Below are 17273 nucleotides of genomic sequence, written 5' to 3'. Positions count from 1 at the left end.
CTAGTTTTTAAATACTTCACTTTCTATTTATATAAAAATGAAAGCAACAGTTGTCACCATCGGTGATGAAATTTTAATAGGTCAAATAGTTGATACTAATTCGAGTTTTATTGCTAAATCTTTAAATCAAATTGGAATAGAAGTTAATGAAATGCTTTCTATTTCGGATGATAAAAAACATATTTTAGATACACTTTTACAGCTCCAAAATAAAGTTAATCTAGTTATTATTACTGGTGGTCTTGGGCCAACAAAAGATGACATAACTAAAAAGACATTAACAGAATATTTTGAGGATACGTTAGTGGTTAATGAAGATGTTTTGAATCATGTAACTCAATTGATTGAGCAGTATTTTAAACGTCCAATTACACAGCTAAACAAAGATCAAGCTTTAGTGCCATCAAAATGTGAAGTCTTGTTCAATCAAGTTGGAACTGCGCCTGGAATGTGGATGGAAAAAGAAGGAACAGTCTTTGTTTCTTTACCGGGTGTTCCTTTCGAAATGAAACATTTGATTGAAAATGAAGTTATTCCTAGGCTAATTAAAAAATACGATCGTCCTTTTATAATTCATAAAACTTTATTGACTTACGGAGTTGGTGAAAGTCTGTTAGCCGAACGAATAGAGGAATGGGAAGATGCTCTGCCAGATTTCATTAAATTAGCTTATTTGCCAAGTCCAGGTAGTGTACGTTTAAGAATGACTGCTAGAGGTAAAGATGAAGATATGCTAGAAAAAGTTTTAGCTGAAAAAATTGCTTTATTAGAGCCTCAAATTCAAGATTGTCTCGTAGGTTTAGAAGAGGATGATACATTACAAGTGGTCTTAGGAAAGCTTTTGGTAAAAGAAAATTTAACAATAGCTACTGCAGAAAGTTGTACAGGAGGTAAGATTGCTTCTGTGTTAACCTCTGTTTCAGGAGCATCTGCTTATTTTAGGGGTAGTGTAGTAAGTTATGCGACTGTTGCGAAAGAAGATGTTTTAGGGATTTCTAATCAATTAATTCAGGAATATTCTGTTGTTAGTACTCAAATAGCTGAAGCTATGGCGCTAAGTGTGCAAAAGTTATTTAAAACAGATTTTGCAATCGCTGTAACAGGAAACGCAGGTCCGCTTAAAGGAGATTCTAATGCTGAAGTTGGAACAGTTTTTATTAGCATAGCAACGCCAAAAGAAGTTTTTACTGAGGAATTTAACTTTGGTCAACCTCGCGAAAAAGTCATAGATAGAGCGGTAAATAAAGGATTAGAGTTAGTTTACAAAGAAATTTTAAAAAACTACAAAAAATAGTTTGCACAAAAGGTTTCTTTTTTGTTACTTTGCACCCTGATTTTGAATAACGATAAAAGATAAGCATAATGTCAAGAGTTTGTGACCTTACAGGAAAAAGAGCGATGGTAGGAAATAACGTTTCTCACGCTATGAACAAGACTAAGAGAAAATTCTCTGTAAACTTGGTTAAAAAACGTTTTTACCTTCCTGAAGAAGACAGATGGATTACTCTAAGAGTAGCTGCTTCTACAATTAAAACGATTAACAAGAACGGAATTTCTGCAGTTTTGAAAAAAGCGCAAGCAGACGGATTTATTAAATAATCTGTTCCTTAATAAATTTATAGCAAAATGGCAAAGAAAGGTAATAGAATCCAGGTAATTTTAGAATGTACTGAGCATAAAGCTTCTGGCGTAGCAGGAACTTCTCGTTACATCACTACTAAAAACAAAAAAAACACTCCAGATAGATTAGAAATCAAAAAATTCAATCCTATCTTAAAAAGAGTGACTGTTCATAAAGAAATTAAATAATCTAGAAGTTTTTTACAATACTTCATTAAATAGTATAAGTCATGGCAAAGAAAACCGTTGCAACATTACAAACAGCTTCTAAGAGATTATCAAAAGCTATCAAAATGGTAAAATCTCCAAAAACTGGTGCTTACACTTTTGTTGAGGCTATTATGTCTCCAGAAGAAGTAGATGAATTTCTTAAAAAGAAATAATTTTATCAATTCAATATAACTGAGCTACTTTCATTGGGAAGTAGCTTTTTTATTTTATATTTGCTATAGTTTAGAAGCCTAATTTTATCGTGTTTTAAATACGATTTTCACAATGGTTTTTAGACTTTTAAAATTTATAACTTATAACTCATAATTTAAAATGAGCTTTTTCAAAAGATTATTTTCTTCAGAAAAAAAGGAAACACTAGACAAAGGTCTTGAAAAATCAAGTACTTCTTTTTTGTCAAAATTAACTAAAGCTGTAGCTGGTAAATCAAAAGTAGACGACGAAGTTTTAGATAATTTAGAGGAAGTTTTAGTAACTTCTGATGTAGGGGTTAATACCACTTTAAAAATTATTGAACGTATTGAAGAAAGAGTTTCTAAAGATAAATATTTAGGAACTGAAGAACTAAATCAAATACTTCGTGAAGAAATCGCAGGGTTATTATCTGAAACTAATTCTGGTGAAGAAACTGAATTTACCATTCCAGCTAATAAAAAGCCATATGTCATTATGGTTGTTGGAGTAAATGGAGTTGGAAAAACGACTACAATTGGTAAATTGGCAAATCAGTTTAAAAAATCAGGTTATAAAGTAGTTTTAGGAGCGGCAGATACTTTTAGAGCAGCTGCAATTGATCAATTACAAATTTGGGCTGATAGAGTAGGAGTGCCTATTGTAAGACAACAAATGGGAAGTGATCCTGCTTCGGTAGCTTTTGATACTTTACAAAGTGCTGTTGCTCAAGATGCAGATGTTGTTATCATCGATACTGCAGGACGTTTACACAACAAAGTAGGTTTAATGAATGAGCTTACTAAAGTAAAACGTGTAATGCAAAAAGTAGTTGAAGATGCTCCTCATGATGTTCTTTTAGTTCTTGATGGTTCTACTGGACAAAATGCTTTTGAACAAGCAAAAGAGTTTACTGCGGCTACAGAAGTAACATGTTTAGCAGTTACTAAATTAGATGGTACAGCAAAAGGTGGTGTTGTAATTGGTATCTCAGATCAATTTCAAATACCAGTAAAATATATTGGAGTTGGAGAGGGTATTAATGATCTTCAAGTGTTTAATAAATACGAATTCGTAGATTCATTCTTTAAATAATATGCAAAGTTTTAAAGCGTTTCATTTCTTTTTATTTGCTACTTCTGCTTTGTTGTTAGCACAAACTGTAAAGAATCTTTATGTTTCTATTGCATTTTATTTTATAGCACTTATCATGTACATTGCTGCATGGGTAAAGTTTAATAAAGAAAAGAAATAGAAAAAATATTAGAGATATAAAAAAAAACCAGCCAAATGGCTGGTTTTTTTATGTTATTTAAACAGAACCTAGAGTATATAGCTGCTCCATTGTAGGTGTTTTACTTCCTCCTTTTGGTTCTAGCGTAATTCCAAAAGCTTCTGCATCTTGAGTTTTACTAACTTCGAATATTTTTGAACCATTTTGGTTAAACTCAGATAATAAACCAATACTAGTTGGAGTTAATGCAGGTTTAAGTTTTAATGACCAAACTTGATATTCTTTGCCTTCTGGCGGTGTAGGTAATCCCGAAGCGTCTATATACACTTTTTGAGTTTCTTTGTTCCAATACACCTTTGCCACAGCTTTAGGAGCTACAGTTTGTCCAGCCAATGTAACAACAGTATTATTGTTGTCTCTTATAATGTTTAGTAATTCGTTAGCTCTTCTATTTTCGTTTTCAGAAGAAACTATTGTTTGATTTAGTTCGTTATTAGCATCCTTTAGTATTGACTGTTGTTGATATTGATAGCCAATGAAAAGTAAAAATAAAGCTGCTGCTGCCCATCCTACATAATTGTATCTACTACTTTTCGATTTTAATTCTATTATTTTATTATGTTTTATTTCTAATTCAGCTTTGATTTTTTCAAAATTCTGAACCGAAAGGAATGGAGAGAAACTTGTAGATAATGAAAGGATAGACTTTTCTATGGCTATAATTTCATTTTCAATTTCTTTATGTTTTTTAGACATCTCTAGCACTTCCTTGTTTTGAGCTTCGTCAAGTAAGCCATAAACATAAAGTTCTAATATTCCTGATTCTATGTAATCTTTAATATCCATCTATACTTTTAAAAAAGTTCTTAAATCATTAATGCAATTTCTGTTTTGTGTTTTGACAGTTCCAAGTGGTATTTCTAATTCTTCTGATGCTTCCACTTGAGTATAACCTTTAAAAAATAATAAATCAATTAAAGCAATACACTTTGGCTTAAGTTTTTTAATAAACTCCTGAATACCAATGGCGTCAATTTTAAAAGCAGATTTATTGCTCTCGTCAAGTAGATGTACGAAATTATCTGTAGATAGGTTTTTTTTAGATTTGTTAAAGTTTTTAGAACGTAATTTATCAATGGCAGAATTTCTGGCGATATTAATCATCCAAGTATAAAAACGACCTTTAGATTCATTATAGGTGTCAATGTTTTTCCAGATTTTAACAAAAACTTCCTGAAGAACATCTTCAGCTTCTTCTCTATCATTAATTAAATTAATAATAACAGCAAAAAGACTTTTGGCATACATGTCATATAAAACACTATATGCTTTATCATCTTTTTTTAATAACAACGTAACAATTTCTTCTTGGCTCATAAATAAGGTTTGTATTACAAACATAAATATTCTTTTTTAAATGCTGACTTTCTGGGACTTATTATTTTTTTTAAAAAAAAGTTACTTTTTTGAAAACCGCATCGAAACTTTTGCCGTAAGTGTAGTTATAATCATTAAAAAAACAATAAAAATGAAAAAGACAAAACAGTATGTAGGCCTATCATTATTCGCAGCGGTAGGTTTATTTTTAATTGCAGCCGATCACGCAGATGCTCCAGCTGTTACAGGTAATGCGTCAGATATAACTGATGTTTATGCATTTCAAGGACAAGATTCAAATAATTTGGTATTTGTTGTTAATTCACAAGGATTGTTAAGTCCAAGTGCTACAGCAATGGCAAGTTTTAATGAAAATGTCTTAACTGAAATTAACATTGATAATAACAACGACAATGTTGAAGACTTGGTAATTCAAGCTATTAAAAGAGGAAATAAAATGTACTTTTTTGGCCCTGTTGCTCCAGGAACAGCTGGTACATCAAGTACAATTAAAACGAGCGCAGCTTCTGGAAGTGTAGATATTTCACAATATGGACAAGCTCCAGTTATTGCTACAAATAATGGAATGAAGTTTTTTGCAGGACCAAGAGATGATCCCTTCTTTTTTGATTTAAATCAATACAAAGCAATACTAGCAGGAACTGCAACTGGTTTTAACAATCCGGGTACAGACACTTTTGCAGGTACAAATGTACTTTCTACAGTAATTGAAGTACCTAAAACAGCTTTAGGAACATCTTCAACGGTTAATGTTTGGGTTGAAACTAAACAAAAGCAATAATATAAATCTTTTTAAAAATAACTTTTATGAAAACATATAAATATAAAGTAATAGCTGCAGTGATTTTAACCTCATTATCTTTAGTTAGTTGTAATGATAACGATGATAATCAAGTGATTGATTATGGCCCTGACTTTTCGGGAACTTATGTCCAAAAAGACCAGATGGCTAGACCAGCAATAAATACAGTTTTTGTTGCTTCAGGAACTCCAAAAGATAATTTTAATATGACAACTCCATCTATGATGGCAGCTTCATATCAATCAGTATTTGAATCAAGATTATTAGCGTTAAACCCAGGATATACTACAAATGCATTGGGACAAACGGCAGCACAATTTACAGGTTTGTTGGCTACAGACGTTTTGAATGTTAGCAAAACAGCAACAACGACTTTTTTTGATGGAACAAATGTTTTAACAGGAAGAACTTTAGCAGATGACGTGATTGATGTAGAATTACTGTTAATTTTTGGTGGACCATCAGGAACTTCTAATGCTGAGCTAACTTCAGATCATGTAAATGCAAATGATAAAGCATTTACACTTTCTTTCCCTTACTTGGCTTCGGCTTGGTAAACGGATTATTTTAATAGAGCATGTTTTATTTAAACATGCTCTTTTTAACTAATTAATAGAACTCATATGAAACTTTTATCTGCTTTTATTACAATATTATTCACATTGCTTTTGATGGGATGTGATAAAAAAAGTGACCAAATCACAAATGCTGATGAGTATGATTCTTTTTTGGTCTCAAATGATAACAAAAAGACTGATTTTGCTTTAAAAGAAATAGAATTTTGGCAGAACAAATTTGACAAAGCTCCCAATCAAACCAGTTATTTAAATAAAATTGCTGCAAATTATTCAGTTCTTTTTGAACAAACTGGTGACATACAAGCTTTGTATAAAGCAGAACAATTGTTAATCAAATCAAACCTGCAATTAAATTACACTGATGCTAGCTCTTTGAGAACATTAGCAAAAAACTATATTACACAACATCGATTTAAAGAAGCGTTAGATTTAGCTAATAAAGCTTTTAAAACAGGTGATAAAATCAATGAAACTCATAAATTACTCTTCGATGTTCAAATGGAGCTTGGTAATTATGAATTAGCAAAAAAAAGTCTTGTTGCAATAAGCGACAGTAATGATTTTGATTACTTAATACGATTAGCAAAATGGAATGATCACAAGGGTGATCTTGAGGCTGCAATTGCAATGATGGAAAAAGCTTCAGCAATTGTCGAGAAATTTGATAACAAGTATCTTCTTTCATGGACGCATTCCAATCTTGGTGATATGTATGGACATGCTGGTAACATCGAAGAATCCTATAAACATTACATAAAAACTTTAAAAATTGATCCTAATAATTCTTTTGCTCTTAAAGGTTTAGCTTGGATCGCATTTTCACACGAAAAAAACACATCAGAAGCAAAAAGAATTATAGATGTTGTTTCTAAAAAACACAATTCGCCTGATTTTTATCTACTAAAAGCAGAAATTGCTGAATACGAGAAAGATTTTGCTTCCCAAGAAATTTATCTAAAAAAATACTTCAATACTCTAAAGAGTAAAAATTATGGTGTGATGTATAATAAGTATAATGGTTTTCTTTATGCAGATGATAATAACACTTTAAATAAGACTTTAGTTATTGCTAAAGAAGAGATTGCTAATAGACCAACACCTCAATCGTATGATTTGTTAGCATGGTATTATTATAAAAAAGGTGATGTTAAACAAGCATTAAAGATAGCAAATGAGCACATTGTAAATAAATCATTTGAACCGGAAGTTTTATATCATCTAGCATGTATTTATAAAGCCAATAATGAAATCAATCAAATTAAGTCAATAAAAAAAGAACTTCAAGCAAGTGTTTATGAATTAGGACCTAACATGGTTACAAAGATTGATAGATTATAATGAAAAATATATTAGCCATACTGTTTTTTTTACAAGCCACATTAATTTATTCTCAAATTCAAAAAGGAGCTGTTTTAGATTCATTAAACAATCCTATTGAAAATGCATACATTTTGAATCTTAGAACAAAGGCTCATGCACACACCGATGATTTTGGGAAATTTTCTATAGAAAATACTACCATAAAAGATACATTAACTGTTTCGGCATTAGGTTTTGAAAAGCAAACATTTCCGATAGAAACTAATGATATTAAAATTATTTTAATTCCGAGTATTTTTAAGTTAGATGAAGTAGTAGTTAATTCAAAACTCTCGGCGATGAATATTATTTCTAAAATAGATTTGGCTGTAACTCCAGTAAAATCATCTCAGGAGATTTTGCGAAAAGTACCTGGTCTTTTTATAGGACAGCATGCCGGAGGTGGTAAAGCAGAACAAATATTTTTGCGTGGTTTTGATATTGACCATGGAACAGATATTGCGCTAGATGTAGATGGAATACCAGTAAACATGGTTTCACACGCTCATGGTCAGGGCTATGCAGATTTACACTTTGTAATTCCAGAAACCATAGATAAAATTGATTTTGGAAAGGGAAGTTACTATGCAAGTAAAGGAGATTTTAGTACAGCAGGTTATGTTAGTTTTAAAACAAAAGAACGAATAGATAACAGTAGTGTAGGGGCAGAAGTTGGTCAATTTAATACCTTAAGAATTCATGGGATTTTTGACTTATTGGAACCAAAATCTAAAAACAGCGCTTACATTGCTTCTGAATATATGTTAACAGATGGTCCTTTTGAATCGCCACAAAATTTTAAACGCATTAATATTTTAGGGAAATACACTTATAATTTATTAAATAATGGAAAGGTTTCATTTTTAGCTTCTCATTTTACAAGTAATTGGGACGCATCGGGTCAAATACCACAACGATTAGTTGATAATGGAACGATATCAAGATTTGGAGCAGTAGATAATACAGAGGGAGGGGAAACTCAGCGAACAAATTTCAATGTTTCTTTTGTAAAACCAATTGATGAAAACTTGTCATTAAAAACCAATGTATATTTTTCAAATTATCAATTTAAATTGTATTCAAATTTTACATTTTTTTTGAATGATCCTGTTAATGGTGATCAAATTAGACAAAAAGAATTTAGAAATATTTATGGTTTAAATTCGGAGTTTAACCAAAAAATGAGATTAGGGAATTTACAATTAGGATTAGGTTTTAGAAATGATGAAACTTCAAATTCTGAATTATCGCATACACTCAATAGAAATGAAGTGCTAGAAAACATAAAGTTGGGAGATATCAATCAAACTAATTTGTTCTCGTATTTGAATGCTGAAATCAATTTTGGGAAATTAAAAGTAAATCCATCAATTCGATTAGATCATTTTAAATTCAACTATCAAGATAAATTACAGGAAAAGTATACAAATGAGTCTGTAGATAAAACAATAGTATCACCAAAATTAAATTTTATATACACACACAACAATAATTTACAATTGTTTTTAAAATCAGGATACGGTTTTCATTCAAATGATGCTAGAGTTGTAGTGTCTCAATTAGGAAAAGAAATTCTTCCAAGTTCTTTTGGTAGCGATTTAGGAATACTATTTAAGCCATTGCCAAAGTTGATTGTGAATTCATCAGTTTGGTTACTTAAATTACAACAAGAGTTTGTTTATGTAGGAGATGAGGGTGTGGTAGAACCAAGTGGTAAAACCATGCGAAAAGGAATCGATTTAGGAATAAGATATCAATTCAATAATTATTTGTTTTTTGATTCAGATTTGACTTATACTCATGCTAGAAGTACTGAGGAACCTGAGGGGTTAAATTATATTCCTTTGGCCCCAGATTTTACTACAACAGCTGGAATAAGTTTAAAAGATTATAAAAATTGGTCAGGAGGAATACAGTACAGGTATTTAAAATCTAGACCCGCTAACGAAGATAATTCGATAGTAGCGTTAGGATATGGAATTACAGATGCAAATATAAATTATGAGTGGAAAAATTTCACTTTTGGTTTATCTGCAGAAAATATATTAAATGTGAAATGGAATGAAACTCAGTTTGCTACCGAATCACAGTTACAAAATGAATCACAAAGTGTTACCGAAATACATTTTACACCAGGTACACCATTTAATTTAAAAGGAAAGGTTTTATTTAAGTTTTGATAGTTAGTTTATTATTTGATTGTTTGTTTTTTTGATGAACCCCAATTCTTTTTTTTAGTTTTAAGTGTTGGGGTTTGTTAATTTAGGCTAAATTATAATTTATACTGTTCTAGAATTTTTTTTAATTCTTCATATTCACCAGATTGACCAAATTTGGAATCATTATATCTTTCTCCAATCATTTGGTGTCTTTTACAGTCAAAACTAATTTTGGCCATGCCTACAATAATATTCTTTTCTCTAAAGATAAGAATGACTTTGTAGTCAGTTTTACATGTTGTAGATTGGTATTTATTTGTAGTTTATCGAAATTTTGTATTTTATTTATATTTTGTAAGAATTTTTTTTCAAATTTAAAAAATAGAAGATGTTTATAATTATTATTATTATTATTAAACTATTTAACTACAACTAAAATATGAAATTTGACTTTGTAAAATTTAGAAACAATTTAAATGCTATGATGCAAGAATCTGCTCCTGATGGATATCGATTTATTTGCGTCACAGAAGAATTAGTATATTTATTAGGAGACACTTCTTCCTTTGATCAGAATAAATTGGAAAGTAAACTAAAAACTAATCATATTAAAATTGGTAAAAATTCAGGAATAGGATTTGGTAGTGGAGGTGCCAGAAGAACAGCTATTGATCCACCACAAATGACAGCTTCTATTAACGATCGTTTTAATGTGGCGAGTATGAGTAAAACAATTACGGCAGCTACAGTTTTAAATATTCTTCAAGACAAAGATCTTCCTGTAACTACTCTTGTGAAAGATTTTTTACCTAGTAATTGGAAGTTACATCCCACAGTACAAACACTTACTTTTCAAGATTTTTTGACACATAGAACTGGATTTACTGTAGGTGAGGATGGTCACGATTTTGCTAAAATTAAAAGTAGTATGGAATTAGGACCTACTAATTTACCCAAAAAGAATTGGGAGTATAGAAATATTAATTATTCAGTATTTCGTGTTATAATTCCTCTCTTAAATAGTTACAACAGATTTACAAAGCAGGTGGGACTTATTTTTCGTTCTGATACTAATCTTGAAGAGGCTTATGCTAATGAATATATGAGAATTGTAAATGAACGTGTTTTAATTCCTTCAGGAGTGGTGGGAGCTAATTGTAATTCTAGAGGTAGCTTTAGAGGTTTAGAAACTACTTTATTATATGAGTACCAACATTCTCCAAAAAATCATGGATATGATTATTTAACTAATGATTATTTATATAGTGGTGCACATGGTTGGGCTATTTCGGTGGTAGATTTTGCCAAATTTGTACAGACATTTTTGTTTACAGAGATTATTGTTTCAGATGATATGAAGAAACAAATGTTACCATTACTACCATATCCAGATCCTGGATTTGGAATGTACGCAAATATTGATTCTAAGAGTGGAAACACAAGTTATGGGCATGGAGGATGGATTCCTTTTTCGGAAAAAATTCAGATTGCTAGTTGGTGGCTTTGTTTTAAGAATAACAACCTAATTGTAGTATCATTATCTAATGCTGGACATAAACCACCTCCACATCCTAATTGGAGTGATAGTTGTATTAAAATTTATAATGAATCCTGGAGTAATGAAATCTAGTTAGTTTTACTACTTAAATTGAATAAAAAAAACCAGCAAAAAAGCTGTTTTTTTTATTCATTATATATACTTAGAATTTTTTTTAATTCTTCATATTCACCAGATTGACCAAATTTAGAATCATTATATCTTTCTCCAATCATTTGGTGTCTTTTGCAGTCAAAACTAATTTTGGCCATGCCTACAATAATATTCTTTTCTCTAAAAATAAGAATGTCTTTGTAGTCAGATTTACATGTTGGAGCAAGAGAATGTTTTTTTTCTCTTAAAGAGAACAAATGTGATATTTTAGAATGTAACTTAGGATCAATAACATCCTTTTCAAAATTAAGAATTTCCATGTTTTTTATAAACATAGTATCCTTTATCGAAACTGGAACATTACCTGTAAGGATTTGTAAAAGAGCTTCATCTTCTCTAGTCTTGTTGGAATTCATTATAATACTTTGAAACTCCTTTTGAGTAATGTTTGGATGATAATATTCTACTTTGTCAAAGTGGAAAAAGGGTAAATCAGTATTGGACGTGGATTTTTTATTTTCATTACAAGAAAACAAAATAATAAAAAAAAGAAGTATTGGTAAGTGTTTCATTTTTTGGGAATTATTGAAATTCTAGATTATCAAAATCAACAATCTCAGATAATTTAATGATTTTGTTTGACTTTATTTTTGACCAAGTTTCTCTAAAAACTTCATCTCCGCCTTCAGATTCATGGTTTACATTTATTCGTTCAAGCTTTTTTTTGCTCAAAAAATTAATACTTGTTTCACTTTCAATTACAGCTCCACCATTAGTTGAATCATAACCAATTAATTCTAAATCTAGATTTTTTAATCTAAACGTATATTTCCAAAAACCATATCTTCCGTGACCGTAATGAACATATAAATTCCCTTTTTTAATTTCTACAGAAAGCTCAGGGGCAAAATACACACCACCATCTTCGTTTTCAGAGGAAAAACAATTATAGTTCTTAGTGACTAACTCGTAACGATTTTTTTTATTCAATAAGATAATAATTCCTCTTCTGTTTCTATCTAGTTCACCTCGATATTCATCATTGATAATTTTGCTTTTGTCAGTAGCCTTAATAATCAAAGCTATATCATCAAGACCGTCTTTGTTTAAATCTCCTTTAATCTTTTCAAAAAGGACATAGCCTTTAGGTAAAAATTTCATCAAGTCTTTATCTTGTGGATTTTGACCAAATAAAAAAGAAGTTATAATTGTGGTTAAAAGAATGAGTAATGATTTCACTGCTAAGAAGTTTTTTTATTATGGATTAAGAAACAAAATTGTTGACTTATTGATTTTTATAATCAAAACCACTTTGAATGGCATTTTTAAGAATATTGATATTTATATCTTTTAGAGTTTTAAATTTAATGCAATATCCCGTTACCTTTGCTTTGCCTATTTCTGAACCAAAGGTATTTGCCAGGTAAGTTTTATCATCGATACCCAAAATATAAACAGAGATACCCGTTTTGTTTGCACTCAATCCAATACGGTAAAATTCTCTAGTTTTGCCATCAGCATACTTTATAGTATAAAAACCATATCCAATATTTGGGTTTGAAACAATTTTATTTTCTTTGTTTTTACCATTCTCAAACCATAATCTACATTCTGGTGAAATTGTAAGAATCAGTTTGTGTAATTCCTCTATTTCATTACGTTTAGGTTGCTCTAAACTTGAAATGTATTCTTGAATTTGGTCTTGTATTTTCACAAAAAATTAAATCCCGTTAATAATCCCAACAAAATCATCAGCTTTTAGAGAAGCTCCACCTATTAGACCTCCATCTACATCAGCTTGTGAGAAAATTTCTTTAGCATTATCTGGTTTTACACTTCCTCCATATAAAATTGAAACATTTTCAGCAACATCATTTCCGTAACGTTCTAAAATAGTTTCACGAATAAATTTGTGCATTTCTTGTGCTTGCTCTGGCGAAGCAGTTTCTCCTGTACCAATAGCCCAAACTGGTTCGTAAGCTAAAATGATGTTTTTCCAAGCATCTTCACCTAAATGAAACAAAGCATCTTTCAATTGATATTCAACTACATTAAAATGTTGTTTGTCTTGACGATCTTTTAGTTCTTCACCAAAACAGAAAATAACTTTCATTTCATGTTTCAAAGCAGTATCAACTTTATTCGCTAACAAAGCATCTGTTTCATGAAAGTAGGCACGACGTTCAGAGTGACCTAAAATCACGGTTTTAATTCCAATGTTTGTTAGCATATCAGCAGAAATCTCTCCAGTAAAGGCTCCGCCTTCAGCTTGGTGCATATTTTGAGCTACTACTTCAATAGCAGTCCCTTTTGTTTGATTGACTGCTTGAGCTAAATTCACAAAGGTGGGAGCTATAATAACTTTTGCTTCTGTTTGAGGAAGATTTTGTAATAATTCGGTAATTAATTCTTGTGTTTGACCAGCATTTTTATTCATTTTCCAGTTGCCGGCTACTATTTTCTGTCTCATTTTTATAATGTTTTAAGTAGGTTGTTTACTTGTTCGTGATCAGTTTCTATTGCTCTGTATAAAGCAATATTTCCTGTTTTGTCAAGTATGATGTATCTAGGAATCCAATCAAGATTTACTGATTTACCAAAACTTCCTTTCATTCCTCCATCCATTAAATAGTGATCTCCTGTTAATTGATGTTTTTCAATTCCTTTAAGCCAAGCTTCAGGAGTTTTATCTGCTGATAAGAAAACAAAATTCACATTAGGATGATTGGCTTGTAATTCTTTTAATTTAGGCATGTTTTTCACACAATCACCACACCAAGAAGCCCAAAATTCTATAACAGTTGGTTTTCCTTTACTTTTGTCAATGATTTCTTGAAAAGTAATTTCATTTCCAGCTGTATCTTTAAGTTTTGAAGCTAATGTTTGTCCAGAGAATTTATCTTTTTGATTTTTTGCTGAATAAGCAAATGCTAAAAGAATTCCTCCAATAAGTAATACTACTAATGCTATCTTTTTCATAATTATAGTTTTATTGAGTCAATATCATTATAATGTCCTTTTTGAACCACAGTACCTTTGTTTAAAACAACTATACTAGGGTTTGCTCTTTCAATAGTTTTGATTGTAGTTGGATCACAAAAATAAAAGTCGAAAGTAAGACCATATTGTTTTTTTGTTTTTGCAATCGCATCTGCTGCAGAACCTGTTAACGCAAATACTCTGTACCCTTTTGATTTAGCATTTTTAGAAAACTCTTCTAGTTTTTCTAATCCTGAACTAGCAGATTTATCTAAATTATACATCGTAAAGAAAACTACTTTTTCTTCAGAAAGGATTTGGTCTTTTTCATCAACTCCATCTTTTTCAAGACTAAAATCATGAATAGGAGGTACATAGCCTTCTTTAATTAGTTTGTCTACTCTATCAACAAATTTAGCATTGGCTGGTAAATTCATTAATTCTTTATCAGAGAACTCTTTTTTCACTCCGTTTACTTCGTAAATGAATTTCATTTCGTATTCAGATTTTTGAGCACCTTCTGGAATTTCCATTCCTTTTTGAATGTTTTTGCCAACTGCAAATGCTCTAAAGTCAATTACTGGTAAATGATTTAATACATGATATCCCAAATAACAACTTAAAAGAATACTTATTATTGAAGCTGCCGAAGCAAATTTTGAACTAAATAAGTGTGATATATGTTGTTTTCCATAGAAAAGTATAAGAACAAAAACTAGTAAAACTACATCTTTTGTAAATGATTCCCAAGGAGTTAATTTTAAGGCATCTCCAAAACAACCACAGTCTTTAACCACATTGAAATATGCAGAATAGAATGTTAAAAAGGTAAAGAAAACAATTAGCCCTAATAAACTCCAAACGGTAAATTTAGGTTTATAACCAACCAATAACATTACGCCTAAAACCACTTCCATGATAACAACAAAAAGAGCTAAATTGAGAGTGAAAGGAAGTAAAAAAGGTAAGTTAAACACTGTTTCACCAAAATATTCATCTAATTTGTATGAAAAACCAATGGGATCATTTAGTTTGATTAATCCAGAAATGATGAATAAAACGCCAACAAACAGACGTGAAAAATGTACTAAATATTTCATGTTTATTTTTTTAAATCCATATGTATTAAAGCAAAAACAGAATAGTTAATCATGTCTTGATAGTTTGCATCAATTCCTTCAGAAACTATAGTTTTTCCTTTATTATCTTCAATTTGTTTAACCCTTAATACTTTTTGCAATATCAAATCGGTTAGTGAGCTAACTCTCATGTCTCTCCAAGCTTCACCGTAATCATGGTTTTTAGCTTCCATTAAATTTTTTGTCAATTTGATTTTTTCATCATAAAGAGTAACAGCTTCTTCAACACTTAGATCTGGTTGATCTGCCACTCCTTTTTCTAATTGGATTAAAGCCATGATAGAATAATTGATAATTCCAATAAATTCTGAGGCTTCTCCTTCATCTACTTTTCGAACCTCATTTTCTTGTAATGAACGTATGCGTTGTGCTTTTATAAATATTTGGTCTGTAAGTGATGGCAATCTCAAAATTCGCCAAGCACAGCCATAATCCTGTAATTTTTTTGTGTATAAATCACGACAAATTGCAATGATTGCGTCGTATTGTTGTGAGGTGTTACTCATTATTAATTTATATTTGTATCAAGTTTGTCCAAAAATAGCCTTTTTTGTTTAGAATTTCTTTAAAAAAAATATAAAAATGACCATCAATTGTAAAGGAAACCTGATCGATTTAACAAAGCCCAAAGTGATGGGGATTTTAAATGTAACTCCTGATTCCTTTTATGATGGGGGAAGGTTTTCTTCTGATACTGTTATTTTAAATCAGGTAGAAAAAATGCTTAATGAAGGTGCTACTTTTATTGATATTGGCGGACAAACGACAAAGCCTACTGCTGGTTTAATTTCTGTGGAAGATGAACTGAAAAGGGTAGTGCCTGTAGTCGATTTAATCTTAAAAAACTTTCCTGAAACGCTACTTTCTATAGATACATTTTACGCTAAAGTTGCCGAAGAAACTATCAATGGAGGTGCTGCAATTGTCAATGATGTTTCCGCAGGAAATTTGGATGAAAACATGTTGCCCACCATTGCAAAACTTCAGGTCCCTTATATTATGATGCACATGCGAGGAACTCCTCAAATCATGCAACAATTAACGCAGTATGATGATTTAGTTAAAGATGTGATGTTCTATTTTTCTGAAAAGATAAATGCAGCCCGAAGTTTAGGAATAAATGATTTAATCGTTGATCCGGGTTTTGGCTTTGCCAAAACCCTAGAGCAAAATTTTGAACTGTTTTCTAAACTAGAGTTGTTTCAAATGCTTGAATTACCAGTTTTAGTGGGTATTTCTAGAAAATCTATGATTTATAAAACACTTGAAACAATACCAGAGAATGCTTTAAATGGTACAACAGCTCTAAATGCATTAGCTTTAAGTAAAGGTGCTAGCATTTTAAGAGTACACGATGTAAAAGAAGCTGTAGAGTGCGTTAAGCTTTTAAATAAGTTTTGTTGATTTTATTATTTTGTCAGCTCGAGTGATTTTCGTTAGAAAATTATATCGAGAGCAAGAAATATTTTCTTAAAAAGGTTCTTGATACTTTTTTATTTCATAAAAAAATACTCGAACTGACGTTTTTTTTAAGTAATTATACTTAATAGATTAACTTAAAAAACCTTCAATTTGTGGAATAGTATCTGGAGCAACAGGTCTTCCATTTTTGATAGCAACTCCCGTTACTTTTGCAGATAAAATAGCTTTATTATCAGATAGTCGGATAATATCTTGATGGAAAACTACTTTTAAATTGCCTTCTTTTTCTGCTGAAACTTCAATTTTGAATTTATCTCGACTTACAAGAGAGTTTTTAAAATTCATTTCGATACTTTTCACAACTAGCAGGATATTATTTTGAGCAAATTCAACAAAATCGATACCGTGGTGGTGTAAAAATTCATGACGTGCATGTTCTAAGTAATTTTGATAAACTGAATTATTTACAATTCCTTGTACATCTAGTTCGTAATCTCTAACGTCTAATTCAATTGAAAATTTTTGCATTT

22 protein-coding genes are annotated in these 17273 nt (G+C 30.6%); 12 read left to right on the top strand and 10 right to left on the bottom strand.

Annotation, left to right across the window (positions count from 1 at the left end; translation table 11 throughout):
• Nucleotides 1-37: 37 nt before the first annotated feature.
• From BUC09_RS05360 to BUC09_RS14760, 6 genes are all read left to right on the top strand, one after another.
• The gene (locus BUC09_RS05360) at nucleotides 38-1294 is read left to right on the top strand and encodes a CinA family nicotinamide mononucleotide deamidase-related protein (protein ID WP_073309427.1); all 1257 of its coding nucleotides are present in this window, start codon (nucleotides 38-40) and stop codon (nucleotides 1292-1294) included.
• Between the two features lie 68 nt (nucleotides 1295-1362).
• Nucleotides 1363-1599, top strand: a complete 237-nt coding sequence (gene rpmB, locus BUC09_RS05355) for a 50S ribosomal protein L28 (RefSeq protein WP_073309425.1) — start codon at nucleotides 1363-1365, stop codon at nucleotides 1597-1599.
• 27 nt (nucleotides 1600-1626) lie between these two features.
• Nucleotides 1627-1809: a 50S ribosomal protein L33 gene (rpmG, locus tag BUC09_RS05350; RefSeq protein ID WP_035640032.1), complete on the top strand. Its 183-nt coding sequence runs from the start codon at nucleotides 1627-1629 to the stop codon at nucleotides 1807-1809.
• Nucleotides 1810-1850: 41 nt separating this feature from the next.
• On the top strand, nucleotides 1851-2003 hold the full coding sequence (locus BUC09_RS05345) for a DUF4295 domain-containing protein (protein ID WP_014166478.1): 153 nt from the start codon (nucleotides 1851-1853) through the stop codon (nucleotides 2001-2003).
• A gap of 160 nt (nucleotides 2004-2163) precedes the next feature.
• The gene (gene ftsY, locus BUC09_RS05340) at nucleotides 2164-3117 is read left to right on the top strand and encodes a signal recognition particle-docking protein FtsY (RefSeq protein ID WP_073309424.1); all 954 of its coding nucleotides are present in this window, start codon (nucleotides 2164-2166) and stop codon (nucleotides 3115-3117) included.
• Nucleotide 3118: 1 nt separating this feature from the next.
• Entirely contained in the window at nucleotides 3119-3277 is a 159-nt protein-coding gene (locus BUC09_RS14760; protein ID WP_159432938.1) for a hypothetical protein, read from the top strand.
• 57 nt (nucleotides 3278-3334) lie between these two features.
• Here BUC09_RS14760 and BUC09_RS05335 read toward each other — a convergent pair whose 3' ends face one another.
• Together BUC09_RS05335 and BUC09_RS05330 are read right to left on the bottom strand one after the other, a co-directional pair.
• Nucleotides 3335-4102 (bottom strand): anti-sigma factor, encoded by a 768-nt coding sequence (locus tag BUC09_RS05335; protein WP_073309422.1) that lies wholly within the window; start codon nucleotides 4100-4102, stop codon nucleotides 3335-3337.
• Nucleotides 4103-4633, bottom strand: a complete 531-nt coding sequence (locus tag BUC09_RS05330) for an RNA polymerase sigma factor (protein ID WP_073309420.1) — start codon at nucleotides 4631-4633, stop codon at nucleotides 4103-4105.
• Between the two features lie 151 nt (nucleotides 4634-4784).
• Between BUC09_RS05330 and BUC09_RS14970 the strand changes: the two genes are divergently transcribed.
• The 5 genes from BUC09_RS14970 to BUC09_RS05305 all read left to right on the top strand — a co-directional run bounded on the left by BUC09_RS14970 (nucleotide 4785) and on the right by BUC09_RS05305 (nucleotide 11182).
• Nucleotides 4785-5435, top strand: coding sequence for a DUF4331 family protein (locus BUC09_RS14970; protein ID WP_073310378.1), 651 nt, complete (start codon nucleotides 4785-4787; stop codon nucleotides 5433-5435).
• 26 nt (nucleotides 5436-5461) lie between these two features.
• The gene (locus BUC09_RS14965; RefSeq protein ID WP_073309418.1) at nucleotides 5462-6013 is read left to right on the top strand and encodes a DUF4331 family protein; all 552 of its coding nucleotides are present in this window, start codon (nucleotides 5462-5464) and stop codon (nucleotides 6011-6013) included.
• A 66-nt stretch (nucleotides 6014-6079) separates the two neighbouring features.
• Nucleotides 6080-7372 carry a tetratricopeptide repeat protein gene (locus BUC09_RS05315; RefSeq protein ID WP_073309416.1) on the top strand — a complete coding sequence of 431 codons (1293 nt, stop codon included), beginning with the start codon at nucleotides 6080-6082 and terminating at the stop codon, nucleotides 7370-7372.
• Nucleotides 7372-9573 (top strand): TonB-dependent receptor, encoded by a 2202-nt coding sequence (locus tag BUC09_RS05310; RefSeq protein WP_073309414.1) that lies wholly within the window; start codon nucleotides 7372-7374, stop codon nucleotides 9571-9573. The genes BUC09_RS05315 and BUC09_RS05310 overlap by 1 nt, the downstream gene beginning before the upstream one ends.
• 418 nt (nucleotides 9574-9991) lie before the next feature.
• Complete coding sequence (locus BUC09_RS05305) at nucleotides 9992-11182, top strand: serine hydrolase domain-containing protein (RefSeq protein ID WP_073309412.1); 1191 nt, start codon at nucleotides 9992-9994, stop codon at nucleotides 11180-11182.
• 53 nt (nucleotides 11183-11235) lie between these two features.
• Here the strand turns inward: BUC09_RS05305 and BUC09_RS05300 are convergent, their stop codons facing one another.
• The 7 genes from BUC09_RS05300 to BUC09_RS05270 are packed head-to-tail and all read right to left on the bottom strand — an operon-like array spanning nucleotide 11236 to nucleotide 15827.
• Complete coding sequence (locus BUC09_RS05300) at nucleotides 11236-11775, bottom strand: hypothetical protein (RefSeq protein WP_073309410.1); 540 nt, start codon at nucleotides 11773-11775, stop codon at nucleotides 11236-11238.
• Nucleotides 11776-11785: 10 nt separating this feature from the next.
• Nucleotides 11786-12442 (bottom strand): hypothetical protein, encoded by a 657-nt coding sequence (locus tag BUC09_RS05295; protein WP_073309408.1) that lies wholly within the window; start codon nucleotides 12440-12442, stop codon nucleotides 11786-11788.
• Nucleotides 12443-12488: 46 nt separating this feature from the next.
• A complete protein-coding gene (locus BUC09_RS05290) occupies nucleotides 12489-12917 on the bottom strand; it encodes a DUF1801 domain-containing protein (RefSeq protein ID WP_073309406.1) in 429 nt (142 codons plus the stop codon).
• A gap of 6 nt (nucleotides 12918-12923) precedes the next feature.
• A complete protein-coding gene (gene tpiA / locus BUC09_RS05285; protein ID WP_073309404.1) occupies nucleotides 12924-13673 on the bottom strand; it encodes a triose-phosphate isomerase in 750 nt (249 codons plus the stop codon).
• A 2-nt stretch (nucleotides 13674-13675) separates the two neighbouring features.
• Nucleotides 13676-14182 carry a TlpA family protein disulfide reductase gene (locus tag BUC09_RS05280; RefSeq protein ID WP_073309402.1) on the bottom strand — a complete coding sequence of 169 codons (507 nt, stop codon included), beginning with the start codon at nucleotides 14180-14182 and terminating at the stop codon, nucleotides 13676-13678.
• 2 nt (nucleotides 14183-14184) lie between these two features.
• Nucleotides 14185-15282, bottom strand: coding sequence for a BT_3928 family protein (locus tag BUC09_RS05275; protein ID WP_073309400.1), 1098 nt, complete (start codon nucleotides 15280-15282; stop codon nucleotides 14185-14187).
• Between the two features lie 2 nt (nucleotides 15283-15284).
• Nucleotides 15285-15827, bottom strand: coding sequence for a DUF1599 domain-containing protein (locus BUC09_RS05270; protein ID WP_073309398.1), 543 nt, complete (start codon nucleotides 15825-15827; stop codon nucleotides 15285-15287).
• Between the two features lie 76 nt (nucleotides 15828-15903).
• On the opposite strand from BUC09_RS05270, the gene folP reads away from it, so the two are divergent.
• A complete protein-coding gene (gene folP / locus BUC09_RS05265) occupies nucleotides 15904-16725 on the top strand; it encodes a dihydropteroate synthase (protein ID WP_073309396.1) in 822 nt (273 codons plus the stop codon).
• A gap of 147 nt (nucleotides 16726-16872) precedes the next feature.
• On the opposite strand, the gene BUC09_RS05260 is transcribed toward folP, so the two are convergent.
• Nucleotides 16873-17271 (bottom strand): acyl-CoA thioesterase, encoded by a 399-nt coding sequence (locus BUC09_RS05260; protein WP_073309394.1) that lies wholly within the window; start codon nucleotides 17269-17271, stop codon nucleotides 16873-16875.
• Between the last annotated feature and the right edge of the window lie 2 nt (nucleotides 17272-17273).

The organism is Flavobacterium terrae, from assembly GCF_900142035.1.
In the GTDB taxonomy this organism is placed as follows: Bacteria; Bacteroidota; Bacteroidia; order Flavobacteriales; family Flavobacteriaceae; genus Flavobacterium; species Flavobacterium terrae.
This window is presented reverse-complemented; position numbering and strand designations above follow the sequence as displayed.